A 15,461-nucleotide genomic window follows, 5' to 3' on the forward strand; every position below is an offset into this window, starting at 1 on the left:
CGAGGGTGGTTTCGCCAGCCTTGATCTGCTAAAGCGCGGCGTAATCCCCCAAGCCCATGAGTTCGCAATGATTCCCCGTTATTCCCGCCCCGAAATGGTCTCCATTTGGGAGCCGCAGACGCGTTTCAAGATCTGGTTCGAGATCGAGGCGCATGCCGCCGACGCACTCGCTGACCTCGGCGTTATCCCGAAGGACGCCGCCAAGACCATCTGGGCCAAGGCCAAGGACGCGACCTTCAACGTAGAGCGCATTGACGAGATCGAGCGCGAGACCAAGCACGACGTCATCGCCTTCCTGACGCATCTCGCCGAAATCGTCGGCCCCGAAGCACGTTTCGTGCATCAGGGCATGACCTCGTCCGACGTGCTCGATACGTGCCTGAATGTCCAGCTTGCGCGCGCCGCCGACATCCTGATCGCGGACGTTGAGAAGGTACTCGCCGCGCTAAAGACCCGCGCCTTCGAACACAAGATGACGCCGACCATCGGCCGCTCTCACGGCATTCACGCCGAGCCGGTGACGTTCGGTCTCAAGCTGGCTTATGCCTATGCCGAATTCACCCGCGCGAAAGAGCGCCTGATTGCCGCACGCAAGGAAATCGCGACCTGCGCCATTTCCGGCGCAGTCGGCACCTTCGCGCAGATCGATCCGCGGGTTGAGGAGCACGTGGCGAAGGCGATGGGGCTCACGGTCGAGCCGATCTCGACGCAGGTGATCCCGCGTGATCGCCACGCGATGTTCTTCGCGACGCTTGGTGTTGTCGCCTCCTCGGTTGAGCGTCTCGCTACCGAAATCCGTCACATGCAGCGCACCGAAGTGCTGGAAGCCGAAGAATTCTTCTCCGAAGGCCAGAAGGGTTCGTCGGCGATGCCGCACAAACGCAACCCGGTGCTGACGGAAAACCTCACCGGCCTCGCGCGCATCGTTCGCTCCGCCGTGACACCCGCGCTGGAGAATGTCGTGCTCTGGCATGAGCGCGACATCTCGCACTCGTCTGTCGAGCGCATGATCGGTCCCGACGCCACAGTGACGCTGGACTTCGCGCTCAACCGCCTCGCCGGCGTTGTCGAAAAGCTGTTGGTCTATCCGGCCAACATGCAGAAGAACCTCGATCGCCTCGGGGGCCTCGTTCATTCGCAGCGGCTGTTGATTGCGCTGACGCAGAAAGGCGCCTCGCGCGAGGACGCCTACAAGCTGGTCCAGCGCAACGCGATGCCGGTCTGGCGCGGCGAAGGCGACTTCCAGTCACTTCTGAAGAAGGACGTCGACGTGAAGAAATATCTGTCGGACAAGGAGATCGAAGAGCAATTTGATCTCGCGTATCACTTCAAGCACGTCGATACGATCTTCAAGCGGGTATTCGGAGCTGCCTGATCTAATGGGTGTCGTCACCGCCGTCAGCCTTCGCAAAGGCCATCATTTCAGCAAGACGAATTCCCTGAGCATTCGCTTGCTGAAAGGGCTCGGTGTCGACGGCGACGCGCATATGGGCGAGACGGTGAAACACCGCTCGCGGGTTGCCAAGGATCCCACGGTGCCGAACCTGCGTCAGGTCCATCTCATCCACGAAGAGCTGTTTCACGAACTCGCTCCCAAGAACTTCATCGTCCGCCCCGGCGAGATGGGCGAGAACGTCACCACCCGCGGCATCGACCTGCTCGGCCTTCCCTCAGGCACCCGGCTGCACTTGGGCGAAAGCGCTGTGGTCGAGGTCACCGGCTTGCGCAACCCCTGCATCCAGATCGACCGATTCCAGAAGGGTTTGATGGCTGCGACCCTGGAGAAGGACTCCGGCGGCAAGCTGATCCGCAAAGCCGGAGTCATGAGCATCGTGCTCGCCGGAGGCGACGTGCGGCCGGGCGATCCCATCCGGGTGGAATTGCCGGACGGTCCGCACCGGGCGCTCGAACCGGTCTGAAGTACGGAAACACATCAGATGTGAGTGCCCGGCATAGAGCCGGGCATGACGGATCATTCGGACTTTTCCGCGCCGAACGTCAGTCGGCGATTTTCAGGATAACCTTGCCGAACGGCCGCTCCTCGATCAGGTATTGAAGCGCCTTCGCCGCCTCCTCCAGCGGGAAAATGCGCGCCACCGGCGGCTTGACCGTGCCCTTCACAAGCAGCGGCGAGATCACGTCCCACGCGGCTTGAATCTCCTGACGCGTGGACCGGAACAGGCTGAATCCGGTGACCGAAAGATCCTTCCAGATGATGTCCGTCACATCGATCGTGGTATTGCGGCCTGCCGAATAGCCGAGCGTCACCAGCGATCCTCCCATGGCCATGGCCTTGAGCGCTTCGCTCGTGATGGTGCCGCCAATGGCATCGATCACCACGTCGATGCCAGCACCATCGGTCAGTCTCCGCACGCCTTGCGCGAGCGACTCTGCGGACAGATCGACAACGTTGTCGTAGCCGCGCTCACGCGCCTGCTCGGCCTTCGCCTTGCTGCCCGCGGTTGAAACCACTTTCGACGCGCCGAGCGCCCTGGCAAGCTGATAGGTGGCGTTGCCGACAGCGCCGCCGATCGCAGGCGCGAGCACCGATTTGCCCGCCGCAAAACCCGCCTGCTGCAGCGTCAGATAGGCCGACAGATAACCCACGACGGCTGCGGTTGCGGTGACGTCGTCGACACCGTCGGGGATGGGCTGCAGTTCTTCAGCCTTGATCTGTACGTATTCCTGCCAGCTCCCGTTGCCGAATGGAGCGGTGAACATCACGCGCGCGCCCACTGGCAGCGACGACGGACCGCTATGCGTGACAACGCCCGCGCCCTCGTTGCCGAACACAGCGGGAGGCTTGGCGCGCGGATGCCCGCCGGACAGAACCGTGTGATCGAGCGGGTTCACGCCTGCCGCTGTCAGGCGGACGGTTACCAAGTCCCGGCTCGGCGCAAGGTTCTCGCGTTCGACCAGTCGCAACCCCGAATATCCCGTGAATTCAAATGCTTCGATGACGCGCATCAGCTTGCTCCAATAAAGTTACAGACCTGTCTGTTACTTGTACATAGTTACAAACCTGTTACATTGTCAACTTCAACTGGTGAACCCGAGCAGGCCTTTGAGCGAACTGGAATTATCCCGGCCCCGGCGTGGTGCCCCCCGAAAGACCGACGCAACGGCCAGAGAGCGGATCATGTCCGTGGCCGCTGACCTGTTTTATCGGGAAGGCATCCGTGCGACGGGCGTTGACCGGATCGTCGAGGTGTCAGGGGTGTCGAAGACTAGCCTCTATCGGGTTTTCCAGTCGAAGGACGAACTGATCGCGGCCTACGCAGAAGCCCACGACCAACGGTTCTGGGACAAATGGAATAAGGCCGCCGAGGCTCATCAGGACAGCCCGCTCGATCAGATCAATGCCGCTCTCGACGACGTGGCAGAGAGCATCGCGCGCCCGGCGTATCGCGGCTGTCCGATGATCAACCTGGCGGTGGAAATTCCCGACGAAACTCATCCGGCACGCATCATGGCCTCCGCCAACAAGATGCGGCTGAAGACCGAGCTTGAGCGCCTTGCGGCGCAGCTATCCGTCGCCAATCCGGGATGGATCGCCGAGCAAATTATGCTGCTGGTCAACGGAGCTTATGCCTCGGGCAGCATCGACCCGCGCTCAGTCAGCGGGGAACGCCTGAAGAGCGCCGCCGCTGCCATCATTCGGGCAGGCCAGACTGGCGTTAAAACAACTGAATCGTAACGGCTCTTTCGATACACTCCCGCCGTGTCCCGTGTTCCCACCATCCTGGTTTTCGACTCCGGCCTCGGCGGATTGACCGTCTTCCGCGAGATCGTGAAGCTGCGGCCGGGCGCACGTTACACCTACGTCGCGGACGACGCCTATTTCCCCTACGGCCAGCACACCGAGGACGAGATCGTCGCCCGCGTCGTGCCGCTGGTCGGCGACCTGATCGCCGAGCACACGCCCGACCTTGTCGTCATCGCCTGTAACACCGCGTCAACGCTGGTGATGACCCATCTGCGCGAAGCCTACACGGTCCCGTTCGTTGGCACGGTGCCGGCGATCAAGCCCGCCTGCGCCTCGTCCAGGACCAAACGCGTCTCGGTGCTCGGCACCAAAGGCACCGTAAAGCGCGAATACACCAAGAAACTGATCGCGGATTTCGCTCAGGGCTGCGACGTGACGCTGGTCGGCGCGGAAAATCTTGCAAGCCTCGCCGAAGCGGCGCTGCGCGGCGAGCGGGTCAGCGACGACGCCATCGCGGCCGAGATTGCGCCGTGCTTCCTCAACGGCGATGCACGAACCGACACCGTGGTGCTGGCCTGCACGCACTATCCCCTGTTGATCGATCAGATGCTTGCGCTTGCGCCATGGGGGGTGGACTGGATCGACCCGGCACCCGCGATCGCGCGGCGGGTGGGTGATCTCCTCGGCCCGGCAAATGGCAATGGCGAAGGGCCGGAAGCGCGCTTTCTGTTCACATCGGGGCAGGCGCCATCCCCGGTTCTGGCCAGGGCGCTGGAGCCGTTCATCCGCGCCAGCGTTGCCAACTAAGAACGGCCTTCCGCAGATACCGTCCGGCTGCTAGCTTTCGCCCGGTCTGCTCCGGAGAGAGCAGCGAAAGGGAGATACACATGCTCAAGAAAATGGTTCTCGGCCTCGCGATCGTTGCGTTCGCGGGCATCGGCGCGGCAATGGCTCAGACAGCCCCTGCCAACGCCATCAAGCGCACCCCGCTGCAAAAGGTGGAGTTCCCCAAGGGTTACAATACCATCACCGTCATCGCCGAGATTCCGGCCGACACGCTAGCCGGCCGTCACACCCATCCGGGCATCGATACGGGATATGTGCTCGAAGGTGACGCCACGCTGATGGTCGAAGGCAAGCCGGACCAGGCTATCAAGGCCGGGGATTCCTATGCGGTGCCCGCCGGCATTCCGCATGACGTCAAGACCGGGGCTAAAGGCTTGAAAATCATGGCTGTTTACGTGGTCGAGGAAGGCAAGCCAGTGGCGACGCCGGCACCCAAATAACGGCCTGAATGGTTTGACTTATCGGCCTTTTCTACCTATGAACACGTTGCTCGCGGGCCGGTTTTCGGCCCGCGTTGCGTTTCGCGACCCGTGGTCCTCCCCATCAAGCTTATGAGGCGGACCTGTCAGCACCGGGACCATATCCCGCTGCACAGGAGGGCGCGTTTCCTCAAAACCAACGTTCAAAGAAAGAGGACGCGATGACTAAGCGTAGTGAGGCGAAGTATAAAATCGATCGCCGTATGGGCCAGAACATCTGGGGCCGCCCGAAGAGCCCCGTCAACAAGCGTGAATACGGCCCCGGCCAGCACGGCCAGCGCCGCAAGGGCAAGCTCTCCGACTTCGGCACGCAGCTCCGCGCCAAGCAGAAGCTGAAGGGCTATTACGCCAACATTTCCGAGCGTCAGTTCCACGCGATCTACGTCGAAGCCAGCCGCCTGAAGGGCGACTCGGGTGAAAACCTGATCGGCCTGCTCGAGCGCCGCCTCGACACCGTCGTGTACCGCGCGAAGTTCGTGGCCACCATGTTCGCCGCACGTCAATTCATCAACCACGGCCACATCAAGGTGAACGGCAAGCGCGTCAACATCGCCAGCTACAAGGTGAAGGTCGGCGACGTCGTCGAGATCAAGGAATCGTCCAAGCAACTCGCCTTCGTGCTCGAAGCCAACCAGCTCGGCGAACGCGACACGCCGGACTATCTCGAAGTCGATCACGGCAAGCAGACTGCCAAGGTCGTGCGCGTTCCGGGTCTTTCGGAAGTGCCGTTCCCGGTTCAGATGGAACCGCACCTCATCATCGAATTCTATTCGCGCTAATTCCTCAGCGCGGATGACAGAAAGCGAAAGGCCGCCTCACCGGGCGGCCTTTTTCTTTGGCTGACCGCATCAGGTGGAGGATACCGGATTGGGTTCGGCCAAAGCGAAATCCCGCAACAGGCGCACCGCGATCCGCACCACCTCGGCCTGTGTCTTGGCTCCGGTGCGCGACAGCGCACTCCGAAGATGGAATCGCGCGGTATGAATCGTGACGCCTTCGCTTTCGGCAAAGGTCTTGAGATCGTGATCAGCCGCCAGAGCCGCGACCAGCCGCGCGGCTCCCTTTGACAGCCCTAGCCCCTGCTCCAGAATTTCGGACGTATTGGCAGATCCGGAATCGGGATCGTGGACGACAACGATCGCGCCACGCGGCCCGCCGCGCTCCCAGTCGGATTGCGCGGAGGACGCCGGAGACGGCGCGACCAGGACAACATAGTCCCGTCCTCTGGCGCGCGGCACGGCAACCACACCGCCGGCACCGCCACCTGCGACATTGATCAACAGCGCATCAAAGCGTCGGCGCGCGTCGGTATGGGTGACCAGAGGCTTGCCCATCCGGCCAAGCACGAAGCCGTCGCTCTGCTGTGTGAGAGCGTGCATCGCCGCGTTGACGAAGAGCACCTCCCCGTCAGCCGCCAGCAACATCAGGCCGGCTTGAAGCCGGTCGAGCGTCGCCTGCAAGCCGACATTTCGTGAATCGATCCGGAAGAACGTGCGGCGCAGTTGCAGCGCGCGCGTGATGTGCGGCATAAGCTGCTCCAGATAAGCCGCTTCCCGATCGTCGAAGGGTGGACGATCATCGCCGCGCATCAGCGCGATCATCGCGAAATTTCCGTCGCTGGAATAGAGGGGCCCGCCAAGCGTTTCGATCAGCCCGATCGGCTTGAAGAATTCATTATAAAATTGACCGGTGGCGCGTTCTTCGGGCGTGAACAGACGATCCGTACTCATGGCGCGGCCCGCCGGCAGGCTGAGAAAGCGCGCCGGGGCAGGATCGATCTGGGCATATTTCTCGACATAAAGCTGCAAGCTCTGAAGCAGCGTGCCCGATGTCTCGACAAAATTCGCCGTCGGATCGCGTGCGTCAACCATCACCAGAACGGCGCTGCGACAGCCGAACATGTTCTGGATCAGCTCCAGCGCGAGAGTGAGTTGGGCGCTGTCGGAAACTCCTTGATAAAGGGCATCCAGAAATTTGCCTTCGGCCTCGCTCACGACCACCCCGCCGCACCCGCTGTGGAAAGCTAAAATGGCATAGCAATTTAAAACTAACCCTATTCATTTGAATAGTGCGTTGCTCCCATACCTTTGGCACCGTTTTTCCATTGCGGGTGGAATGCGGGGCGATTGTGACAAAATCTATTGGTGGGACGCGTCGCGCAGAGCGCGCGCGGGACGTGATTGTGTGCGCCGCCAGCGTGGCTGCGTTGTTGATGGCCGACACTTTCGGTCCTAACGCCGCGAAAGCCGCCGATGTCGAGATCACAAGCAACACGCCGAGCGTCAATCTTGATACCTTCGCAGGGACGACCGCGCATATCGCCACCGGCGTCACCGTGGGATCGGGAAATCCGGCCATCAGCGCCACATTGCAGGCATGGTCCGTTACCAACGACGGCACCGTGACCGGTGGGAATACCGTAAAGCTTGACCAGGGCGGCACATTTACCAACACGGCCGCGGCGACCGTCACAGGCACGCTGACCGCAATCACCTTTGGCTACAAGCCGTTTAGCCTGCCTCCGGCCGGCGGCCCCGGCACGTTAAACAATTACGGCACGATCACCGCCGGTGTCGAAGGCGTGACGATGTGGCTCGGCGGCACGGTGAACAACTATTCCGGCGGCTTGATCAAGACCGATACCGGCGTCAATGCGGTGTCCATCGGACAAGGCACGTCCCGCACCTTATACAATGCAGGCACGATCCAATCGAACAAGACGACGGGTTTCAGCACCGGCGTGCTCATTCAAGGTGGCCCATCGACATTCACGAACACCAGCACCGGTGTGATCTTCGGTGACTATAATGGCGTCTATGGGAGCGCCACCGCGGTGTGGACCTCGTTCAGCAATGCTGGCTCGATTACCTCGAATCGAGGCGCGGCGGTTGAAGCCACCGGCGGCGGTGCGATCACAAACAGCGGCACCATTTCGAACACCGGCAGCGCCGGAAATGCCACGGACTGGAACGGAATTCTGGTGCGCAACACCGCCGCTGCCGAGATTATCAACAGCGGCACAATCTCCGGCAAAACAAATGCAATTACATTTGCGGCCGCCGCTGGCGTGCCTGCGGGAGCGACCCATACCCTTCGGCTGCAAACCGGCTCTGTCCTTATCGGAAACGTCGTGGGCGGTACCGGCACCGACAACCTGATCCTGGAAGGCACAGGCACCGAGGGCATCGCGAAGTTCTCCAACTTCGAAACATTGACTATGAATGGCGTGGACTGGACCCTGACCGGCAACGGGACCTTCTCCACCACCACGACCGTTCAGGCCGGAACGCTCCGGATCAACGGACAACTCACGAGCCCCGCTGTCGGCGTGCAGAGCGGGGGCACGGTGACCGGCAACGGCACTGTTGTCGGCAACGTCACGAACAACACCGGCGGCAATGTGCGGGTCGACAGCGGAACGCTGGCGTTCAACGGCAATTACATCCACCAGATGGGTGCGTTCTTCACCGTGGGGGTCACCCCCTCCGCCAACGGCGTGCTCGCAATCACCGGAGCCGGCCACACTGCCACCCTCAACGGCGGCACCGTGCGCGTGATGGCTGGCGTCGGCAGCTACGCGCCCTCTACGCAGTATACGATCCTGACGACCACGGGCGGCCGAAACGGCACCTTCAGCGGCGTGACATCGAACTTCGCGTTCCTCGATCCGACGCTCACCTACGATCCCAACAACGTCTATCTGACGCTGGTCCGTAACAGCATCGACTTCGCCAGCGTCGGCATGACACCGAACCAGATTTCGGCGGGCGGCGGCCTCGCCGCGCTGGGCATGACCAACCCGATCGTCAGCGCGGCGCTGATGCTGACGCCGGATCAGGCCCGTGCGGCCTTTGACAGCGTATCGGGCGAGATTCATCCGAGTCTGCGCTCGCTGATGCTGGATGAGAGTTCTCTGATCCGCGACGCCATTCTCGGACGGCAGCGGCTGGACCCCGCGAGCGGCTCACAGGCAACCGGATTTGCAGATGAAGGGGAATCCGCACTCGCCTATGCGAAGAAGACGCGCAAGGCCAAGGGCGGGCCAAAGTGGCCGATCAAGGCGCCGCCACCCGTCATCGCACCGGTTTATGCCGCGTGGGTGCAGGGTTACGGCAACTGGACGCGCCTCAACAGCGACGGCAACGCCGCGACGCTGCGCGCAACCAGCGGCGGGGCCATTGGCGGCGTAGACGTGACCCTCGATCAAAACTGGCGCCTCGGCGTAGCGACCGGCGGCGGACGAACCGATGCCCGCGTCGATGCACGCACGTCATCCGCCACCATCGACACGTTCCATCTGGCGGCTTATGGCGGCGGGCGACTTGGCGACCTCGCAGTCCGCACCGGCGGGGCCTATTCGCATCACGACATCTCCACTACACGCACCATCGCCTTCCCGGGCTTCGCGGACATGGCTACCGCGGGCTACAGCGCCAGCACGGCACAGGTCTTCGGCGAAGCCGCCTACGGCGTCGTCAGGAGCTGGGTGAACGCCGAGGCCTTCGCAAACCTCGCTTACGTGTCGGTCCGAAGCGACGGCTTCACGGAAACAGGCGGGCCGGCAGCGCTCAGAGTCGCACAGGTCACCACCGCCGCCACTTATTCAACGCTCGGCCTGCGCGCACAGGCGCCGATCCCCGCGATCGGCCCATGGGCCATGACCGCGCGCGGGTCGCTCGGATGGCAGCACGCCTACGATGGAGCTACGCCAGTCTCGCTGATGTCGCTTGCAGCAAGCCCGTCGCCATTTGCGATTGCTGGCGTTCCGATTGCCGCCGACACGCTGCTGGTCGAGGCCGGGCTGGACGCGCTCGTTCACCGGAATGCAATTCTGGGAATTCTATACACCGGGCGTCTCGCCGCCGATGCCAGCGCCCATTCGGTCAGGGCCAACCTTGCTGTGAGATTCTGATTATTTCATCGCGCCGTAAACAAGGCTCCTGAATGCCGACTGGATGCGTCCGCGCTGTGAAGGCGACTGGATCATCAGGATCGCGAACATGTTTTCCTTTGGATCTGCCAGGAAATACGTTCCGCTGCCCCCACTCCACTCGAACTCGCCGACCGAGCCGGGCCAGTGGCTGACGCCAGCGTCCGTCCGCACGGCAACGCCGAGGCCGAAGCCAAATCCGGCACCAGGGAAATAGTACACCCACGGTTTGATGCCCGTTCCCTCGCCGATGTGGTTCGACGTCATCAGGTCGACGGTCTTGCGCGCCAGAATGCGCGTGCCGTTGAGTTCACCGCCATTGAGCAGCATCTGCACAAAGCGCGCGTAGTCCGCGATCGACGACACCATGCCGCCGCCGCCGGATTCCCATTTGGTGACCTCACGCGGATCGCGATCGAGCTTGTCATATTTGGTTTGAAACGGATCGGCGATCAGCGCCTGCTTCGCCGGATCGGTGACGAAGAAGCTCGTATTGGTCATCCCGAGCAGCCCGAGCAGGTTCTCCTTCTCGAACTGGTAAAGCGATTTTCCCGACACCACCTCGATCACCCGCCCGAGCACATCTGTGGCGTGACCGTAGGTCCAGTATTCTCCGGGCTGACTGATCAGCGGCAGCGCGGCGATCTTGTCCGCAACTTCTGCGTTGGTGAATTTGCCGGACATCAGGTCGGCATCTTCGTAGGGCTTCTTCACCACGCCATACGCGAGCGATGCATATGGAATGCCCGCTGAATGCCGTAGCAGATCGTGAATCTGGATCGGGCGGCGCGGCGCGACAAGATCGAGTTCGGGCTTGCCATCCGGGCCCGGTTTCTCCACGCCGACCTTGATATGGTAAAAACCTTTGACATATTGCCCCACCTCATCATCGAGCGCGAGCTTGCCTTGCTCCACCAGCATGAGCGCCGCCACCGATGTGATCGGTTTGGTCATCGAAAACAGCGTGAAGATGGTGTCCGGCGTCATCGGCGCTTTGGTGGCAGGACTGCGGACGCCGAACGATTCGTAGTATGCGGGCTGACCGTGGCGCTGGATCAGCACGACCGCGCCCGGGATCTTGCCGGTCGCGACTTCGTTGTTGAAATACGCGGTGATGCGCGCGAGCCGTTGCGGGAAGAACCCGGCTTTGTCCGGGTCTGTTCGCCCAAGGCTTTCGGCGCAAGCCGGCAGTGATGTCGTTATGACTGCGGCAGAGATCGCTGCGACAACCACGGCGGCGCCCGCGCGCCGGACGATATTTGAATAAAACAAAACCGATCTCCGCAAATCCGGTCAATGAGCCGGACTTTAGCGGGCAGCGGCTATCGTGCAAAGCGCGCCGGTCACTCTAAAGCATCATAAACCATGAGTCGCCGTCAGAACGCGGCCGCATTCAGCCCGCGCTGAAAGCCAGTTGCAGGCGCGATGTGGTTCGCAGTCATCGTCGCGAATATCTCAGGCTTCAGATAACGCTTGCCGTCAAGCTCGCCGCCATTGAGCAGCATCTGCGCCAGCCGGCTATAATCTCCGATGGTGGTGAGCAACCCGCTGGTCCCCGGCTCCCATTTATAGGGTTTACGCGGATCACGGGAATTCCCGGTCCTGAAATTGCTGTCGCTCGGCAGCGGCTCAGCAATCCGGCGATACTGCGCCGGGTCGGCCACATAGTACGAGGTGTCCTTCATGCCAAGCGGATCGAACAGCCGTTCCTTTTCGAAGGCGTAAAGCGATTTTCCCGATATTACTTCGATCACGCGTGCGAGCACGTCCAGCGAGTGGCCGTAGTCCCACAGCGTGCCGGGCTGCTCGGCCAGTGGCAGCCGCGCGATCTTTTCGGCCACGGCGGCGTTGTCAGTGCCTTCGGCGTAGATATCGGCATTCTTGTAGGCAGAGCGCACCAGGCCCGTCCCATAAAACCCATACGGGATACCGGCTGACTGCCGCATGAGGTCTTCAATGGTGATCGGACGCTCCAGCGGCACAAGTTTGAGAACGGGATCACCGTTCTCGGCCTTGGTTTCCACGCCGACCTTGGCTTCCGCAAATGACGGAATGTATTTCGACACCGGATCGTCGAGCTTGAGCTTGCCGTCGTCCACCAGCAGCATCGCGGCAACGCTCGTGATCGGCTTGGTCATCGAGAAAATCCGGAAGATCGCGTCCGGTGTCATTGGCTCGCCGGTCGCCACGTCGATCTTGCCGAAGGATTTGAAATAGGCCTGCTTGCCGCGGTGCTGAACCAGAACGATCGCGCCGGCAATTTTGTTGTTCGCGACTTCGGCATTGAAAAAGTCGGTGATGCGCTCAAGGCGCTGCGGAGAAAGAACGGCGTTCAGCGGATAAGTCCGCATTGCGCTGTCCGCCGATGCTTGACCAGCGGTGATGAGAAAAAGCGCGACAGGCAGAATGCTGCGGGCATGGCGCAGAATGGGCGTTGCCCCGATCAGCTGACGAGTTGCGGAAACGGGCATAAAAAATCCCTCCATCCCGGATGGCACGTGTCCGGGACGGAAGGACTGTATCTGTGAAAAAGGCGGCCGCACAAGCGAGACGGCTTAAGCCGTCTCGCCTTGAAAAACATCAGCCAACTGGCTGCTGAACCGCGATGCCCTTGTCGGCGAGCAACTGCTGCAATTCGCCAGCCTGGAACATCTCACGGATGATGTCGCAGCCACCGACGAACTCGCCCTTGACGTAGAGCTGCGGAATGGTCGGCCAGTTCGAATAGATCTTGATGCCGTCGCGCAGTTCGCCGGACTCGAGAACATTCAGACCCTTGTAGGCAACGCCCACGTGGTCGAGAATCTGGACCACCTGGCCCGAGAAGCCGCACTGCGGAAACTGCGGCGTGCCCTTCATGAACAGCACGACGTCGTTGGACTTCACTTCGTTGTCGATGAATTGGTCGATGCTCATATTCGCGTCCTTAATTGGCTTGCCCAGGCCGGGATTCGGTCACCGACCTGCTCTCTCCCCATATATGTAGCGTGAAACGGCTCGGCAGCCCAATCAAATCGCCGAAAAGGTGCCATGCGGCGCCCCCGGACGGGAGCGCGGATCTGCCATGCCGGGCGCCTGAAACAATCGTCGCCTCCGCAACGTATCGATTTCATGGCCGACGCTACCTTTTATCTCCGGCGGGGCGCCCTATCTAGAGCATCCCTTCTGCGGAACCGTTCCGGAGAAGAATCGTTCTCTCCTCAATCGGAGATACTCGTGACGAAACCAGCATCCCAGTCAGACGCCCGTGTCGCCACTTCCTCCGCATTTACGGCCAAATCTGGCCAGGAATCCCGCAACGAACTGGCGGCCCGGCTGCTGACAGCCTATCGCACGGTCCGGGACGAGACCGAGCAGCGGGCGGCCACGCTGTCGCCCGAGGACCAGCTGGTCCAGTCGATGCCGGATGCCAGCCCCACCAAATGGCACCGCGCCCACGTCACCTGGTTCTGGGAGCAATTCCTGCTGGGTCAGCATTCTCCCGGCTACAGGCCTTACCACCCGGATTACGCCTACCTGTTCAACTCCTATTACGTCAGCGCCGGGCCGCGTCACGCCCGGGCCCAGCGCGGCCACCTCACCCGCCCTGGTGCGGACGAGGTGACGGCCTATCGCAAGCACGTCGATGCCGCGGTCGCGGCATTTTTCGATTCAGCGGACGCCGACACGCTGGCGAAGCTGGAGCCACTGATTGAGGTCGGTCTCAATCATGAGCAGCAGCACCAGGAATTGCTGCTCACCGACATCCTGCACGCCTTCGCACAGAACCCGATCCCGCCCGCCTACCAGCCTGGCTGGAGATTTCCGGCTGCGACCCGCACCGGCGACGCATGGGTCACGCTGATGGAAGGCATCCACACCATCGGTCATACCGACGAGTCATTCCATTTCGACAACGAGAAGCCTGCGCACCGCGCGCTGGTCGGCCCTGTGAAACTGGCGCGCAATCTCGTCACCAATGCCGAGTGGCTCGCCTTCATGAACGACGGTGGTTACACGACGCCGACACTGTGGCTAATGGACGGCTTCGCTGCCGCCGAACGTGAGGAATGGCAGGCCCCCGGCCATTGGCGCAACACTGACGGAGAATGGAAGATCATGACGCTCGGCGGTTTGCAGCCGATCGATCCATCAGCCCCCGTCTCACATGTCAGCTACTATGAGGCCGATGCCTTCGCGCGCTGGAGCGGAAAGCACCTGCCCACGGAAATGGAATGGGAAGTTGCCGCCCGCGCCGGCCATCTGAACGATGCTTTCGGCATCGTGTGGCAGTGGACCCGGAGTTCGTATTCGCCCTACCCCGGTTATCGCGCGGTCGAAGGCGCGCTGGGTGAATACAACGGCAAGTTCATGGTCAACCAACTGGTGCTGCGCGGGTCCTCGCTGGCAACACCCGACAACCACAGCCGTATCACCTATCGCAATTTCTTCTATCCACATCACCGCTGGCAGTTCACCGGACTGCGCCTCGCCGATTACGCCGTCTGAATCCTCAACGCATGAGATCGTCATGAATGTGCATATCAACGCGCGGACTGATGCTCCGTCCCCCGATCAAATTGACCGTTCCTTCGCGCAGGACGTGATTGAGGGATTGTCGCAACAGCCGAAAAAGCTGTCGCCCAAATATTTTTACGACGAGGCAGGCTCGAAACTGTTCGAACAGATCACACTGCTGCCGGAATACTATCCGACCCGCACCGAATTGCGCATTCTGCGCGATCGCGGGACAGAGATCGCAACCGCGATTCCGACCAACGCGGCGCTGGTGGAATTCGGTGCCGGTGCGACAACCAAGGTGCGTCTTCTCCTGAAACAGTGCGCGTTCAAGGCCTATGTGCCGGTGGATATCTCCGGCGATTTCCTCAACGGTCAGGCCAGCGCGCTGCGCGAGGACTTCCCCGATCTTGCGGTCTATCCGGTGACGGCCGATTTCACCAAGCCGTTCGAACTGCCGCGGGAAGTGAAGGACATGCCGAAAGTAGGCTTCTTTCCAGGCTCGACCATCGGCAATTTCGACCCGCATGAAGCCTGTGCCTTCCTGCGCAGCGCGCGCGCCATTCTCGGGGAAGGCGCGACATTGATCGTCGGCGTCGATCTCGAGAAGGACGAGCGCGTGCTCCACGACGCCTATAACGACGCGGCAGGCGTGACCGGTCAGTTCAATCTCAATGTGCTGGCGCGCATCAATCGCGAACTCGGCGCCAACCTCGATCTTGACGGCTTCAAACACCGTGCGATCTACAACCGCGAGCGCCATCGCATCGAGATGCACCTGATCAGCCGCAAGCCGCAGACTGTGCGGGTGCTGGACCACACGGCGACGTTCCGTACCGGCGAGACGATCCACACCGAAAGCAGCTATAAGTATAGCATCGACCGCTTTACGGATCTGGCGCGCAGTTCGGGATGGACGCCGCGCGCTTCATGGACCGATCCCGACGGAATGTTCTCGGTACACGCGCTGGTGGCGTAGGCATCCCCGCAAGGTGGGAGCGGC

14 protein-coding genes are annotated in these 15,461 nt (G+C 61.6%); 9 read left to right on the forward strand and 5 right to left on the reverse strand.

Going from position 1 to position 15,461, the window contains the following annotated elements; genetic code table 11:
* Positions 1–67: 67 nt before the first annotated feature.
* Together purB and AC1RM7_RS06700 are read left to right on the forward strand one after the other, a co-directional pair.
* Positions 68–1,375, forward strand: a complete 1,308-nt coding sequence (gene purB, locus AC1RM7_RS06695; RefSeq protein WP_024919000.1) for an adenylosuccinate lyase — start codon at positions 68–70, stop codon at positions 1,373–1,375.
* 4 nt (positions 1,376–1,379) lie between these two features.
* On the forward strand, positions 1,380–1,919 hold the full coding sequence (locus tag AC1RM7_RS06700; RefSeq protein WP_024918999.1) for an MOSC domain-containing protein: 540 nt from the start codon (positions 1,380–1,382) through the stop codon (positions 1,917–1,919).
* Between the two features lie 79 nt (positions 1,920–1,998).
* Here AC1RM7_RS06700 and AC1RM7_RS06705 read toward each other — a convergent pair whose 3' ends face one another.
* On the reverse strand, positions 1,999–2,967 hold the full coding sequence (locus AC1RM7_RS06705; RefSeq protein ID WP_024918998.1) for a quinone oxidoreductase family protein: 969 nt from the start codon (positions 2,965–2,967) through the stop codon (positions 1,999–2,001).
* Positions 2,968–3,139: 172 nt separating this feature from the next.
* Here AC1RM7_RS06705 and AC1RM7_RS06710 point away from each other — a divergent pair, with 172 nt between their 5' ends.
* The 4 genes from AC1RM7_RS06710 to rpsD all read left to right on the forward strand — a co-directional run bounded on the left by AC1RM7_RS06710 (position 3,140) and on the right by rpsD (position 5,810).
* The gene (locus AC1RM7_RS06710; RefSeq protein WP_006021328.1) at positions 3,140–3,697 is read left to right on the forward strand and encodes a TetR/AcrR family transcriptional regulator; all 558 of its coding nucleotides are present in this window, start codon (positions 3,140–3,142) and stop codon (positions 3,695–3,697) included.
* Positions 3,698–3,721: 24 nt separating this feature from the next.
* Complete coding sequence (gene murI, locus AC1RM7_RS06715) at positions 3,722–4,513, forward strand: glutamate racemase (protein WP_024918996.1); 792 nt, start codon at positions 3,722–3,724, stop codon at positions 4,511–4,513.
* Positions 4,514–4,593: 80 nt separating this feature from the next.
* Entirely contained in the window at positions 4,594–4,992 is a 399-nt protein-coding gene (locus tag AC1RM7_RS06720) for a cupin domain-containing protein (RefSeq protein WP_006021330.1), read from the forward strand.
* Between the two features lie 200 nt (positions 4,993–5,192).
* Complete coding sequence (gene rpsD, locus AC1RM7_RS06725; protein WP_006021331.1) at positions 5,193–5,810, forward strand: 30S ribosomal protein S4; 618 nt, start codon at positions 5,193–5,195, stop codon at positions 5,808–5,810.
* A 69-nt stretch (positions 5,811–5,879) separates the two neighbouring features.
* On the opposite strand, the gene AC1RM7_RS06730 is transcribed toward rpsD, so the two are convergent.
* Positions 5,880–7,025: a PAS domain-containing protein gene (locus tag AC1RM7_RS06730; protein WP_006021332.1), complete on the reverse strand. Its 1,146-nt coding sequence runs from the start codon at positions 7,023–7,025 to the stop codon at positions 5,880–5,882.
* Between the two features lie 218 nt (positions 7,026–7,243).
* On the opposite strand from AC1RM7_RS06730, the gene AC1RM7_RS06735 reads away from it, so the two are divergent.
* Positions 7,244–9,943 carry an autotransporter outer membrane beta-barrel domain-containing protein gene (locus AC1RM7_RS06735; protein WP_024918995.1) on the forward strand — a complete coding sequence of 900 codons (2,700 nt, stop codon included), beginning with the start codon at positions 7,244–7,246 and terminating at the stop codon, positions 9,941–9,943.
* On the opposite strand, the gene AC1RM7_RS06740 is transcribed toward AC1RM7_RS06735, so the two are convergent.
* The 3 genes from AC1RM7_RS06740 to grxD form a co-directional block, all read right to left on the reverse strand.
* Positions 9,944–11,233 (reverse strand): serine hydrolase domain-containing protein, encoded by a 1,290-nt coding sequence (locus AC1RM7_RS06740; protein WP_024918994.1) that lies wholly within the window; start codon positions 11,231–11,233, stop codon positions 9,944–9,946.
* Between the two features lie 104 nt (positions 11,234–11,337).
* Positions 11,338–12,312, reverse strand: coding sequence for a serine hydrolase domain-containing protein (locus AC1RM7_RS06745; RefSeq protein ID WP_492839394.1), 975 nt, complete (start codon positions 12,310–12,312; stop codon positions 11,338–11,340).
* 229 nt (positions 12,313–12,541) lie between these two features.
* A complete protein-coding gene (grxD, locus tag AC1RM7_RS06750) occupies positions 12,542–12,877 on the reverse strand; it encodes a Grx4 family monothiol glutaredoxin (RefSeq protein ID WP_006021337.1) in 336 nt (111 codons plus the stop codon).
* A 300-nt stretch (positions 12,878–13,177) separates the two neighbouring features.
* Between grxD and egtB the strand changes: the two genes are divergently transcribed.
* The gene (gene egtB / locus AC1RM7_RS06755) at positions 13,178–14,449 is read left to right on the forward strand and encodes an ergothioneine biosynthesis protein EgtB (protein WP_024918992.1); all 1,272 of its coding nucleotides are present in this window, start codon (positions 13,178–13,180) and stop codon (positions 14,447–14,449) included.
* Between the two features lie 22 nt (positions 14,450–14,471).
* Complete coding sequence (gene egtD, locus AC1RM7_RS06760; RefSeq protein ID WP_024918991.1) at positions 14,472–15,437, forward strand: L-histidine N(alpha)-methyltransferase; 966 nt, start codon at positions 14,472–14,474, stop codon at positions 15,435–15,437.
* Positions 15,438–15,461 lie beyond the last annotated feature (24 nt).

It is taken from the genome of Afipia sp. GW822-FHT03D08 (genome assembly GCF_058801645.1).

What these genes read in the sequence shown, in the direction of transcription:
- purB (WP_024919000.1), top strand. Translation starts at nt 68, where the DNA reads ATGATTCCCCGTTATTCCCGCCCCGAAATGGTCTCCATTTGGGAGCCG.
- AC1RM7_RS06700 (WP_024918999.1), top strand. Translation starts at nt 1,380, where the DNA reads ATGGGTGTCGTCACCGCCGTCAGCCTTCGCAAAGGCCATCATTTCAGC.
- AC1RM7_RS06705 (WP_024918998.1), bottom strand. Translation starts at nt 2,967, where the DNA reads ATGCGCGTCATCGAAGCATTTGAATTCACGGGATATTCGGGGTTGCGA.
- AC1RM7_RS06710 (WP_006021328.1), top strand. Translation starts at nt 3,140, where the DNA reads ATGTCCGTGGCCGCTGACCTGTTTTATCGGGAAGGCATCCGTGCGACG.
- AC1RM7_RS06720 (WP_006021330.1), top strand. Translation starts at nt 4,594, where the DNA reads ATGCTCAAGAAAATGGTTCTCGGCCTCGCGATCGTTGCGTTCGCGGGC.
- rpsD (WP_006021331.1), top strand. Translation starts at nt 5,193, where the DNA reads ATGACTAAGCGTAGTGAGGCGAAGTATAAAATCGATCGCCGTATGGGC.
- AC1RM7_RS06735 (WP_024918995.1), top strand. Translation starts at nt 7,244, where the DNA reads ATGGCCGACACTTTCGGTCCTAACGCCGCGAAAGCCGCCGATGTCGAG.
- AC1RM7_RS06745 (WP_492839394.1), bottom strand. Translation starts at nt 12,312, where the DNA reads ATGCGGACTTATCCGCTGAACGCCGTTCTTTCTCCGCAGCGCCTTGAG.
- grxD (WP_006021337.1), bottom strand. Translation starts at nt 12,877, where the DNA reads ATGAGCATCGACCAATTCATCGACAACGAAGTGAAGTCCAACGACGTC.
- egtD (WP_024918991.1), top strand. Translation starts at nt 14,472, where the DNA reads ATGAATGTGCATATCAACGCGCGGACTGATGCTCCGTCCCCCGATCAA.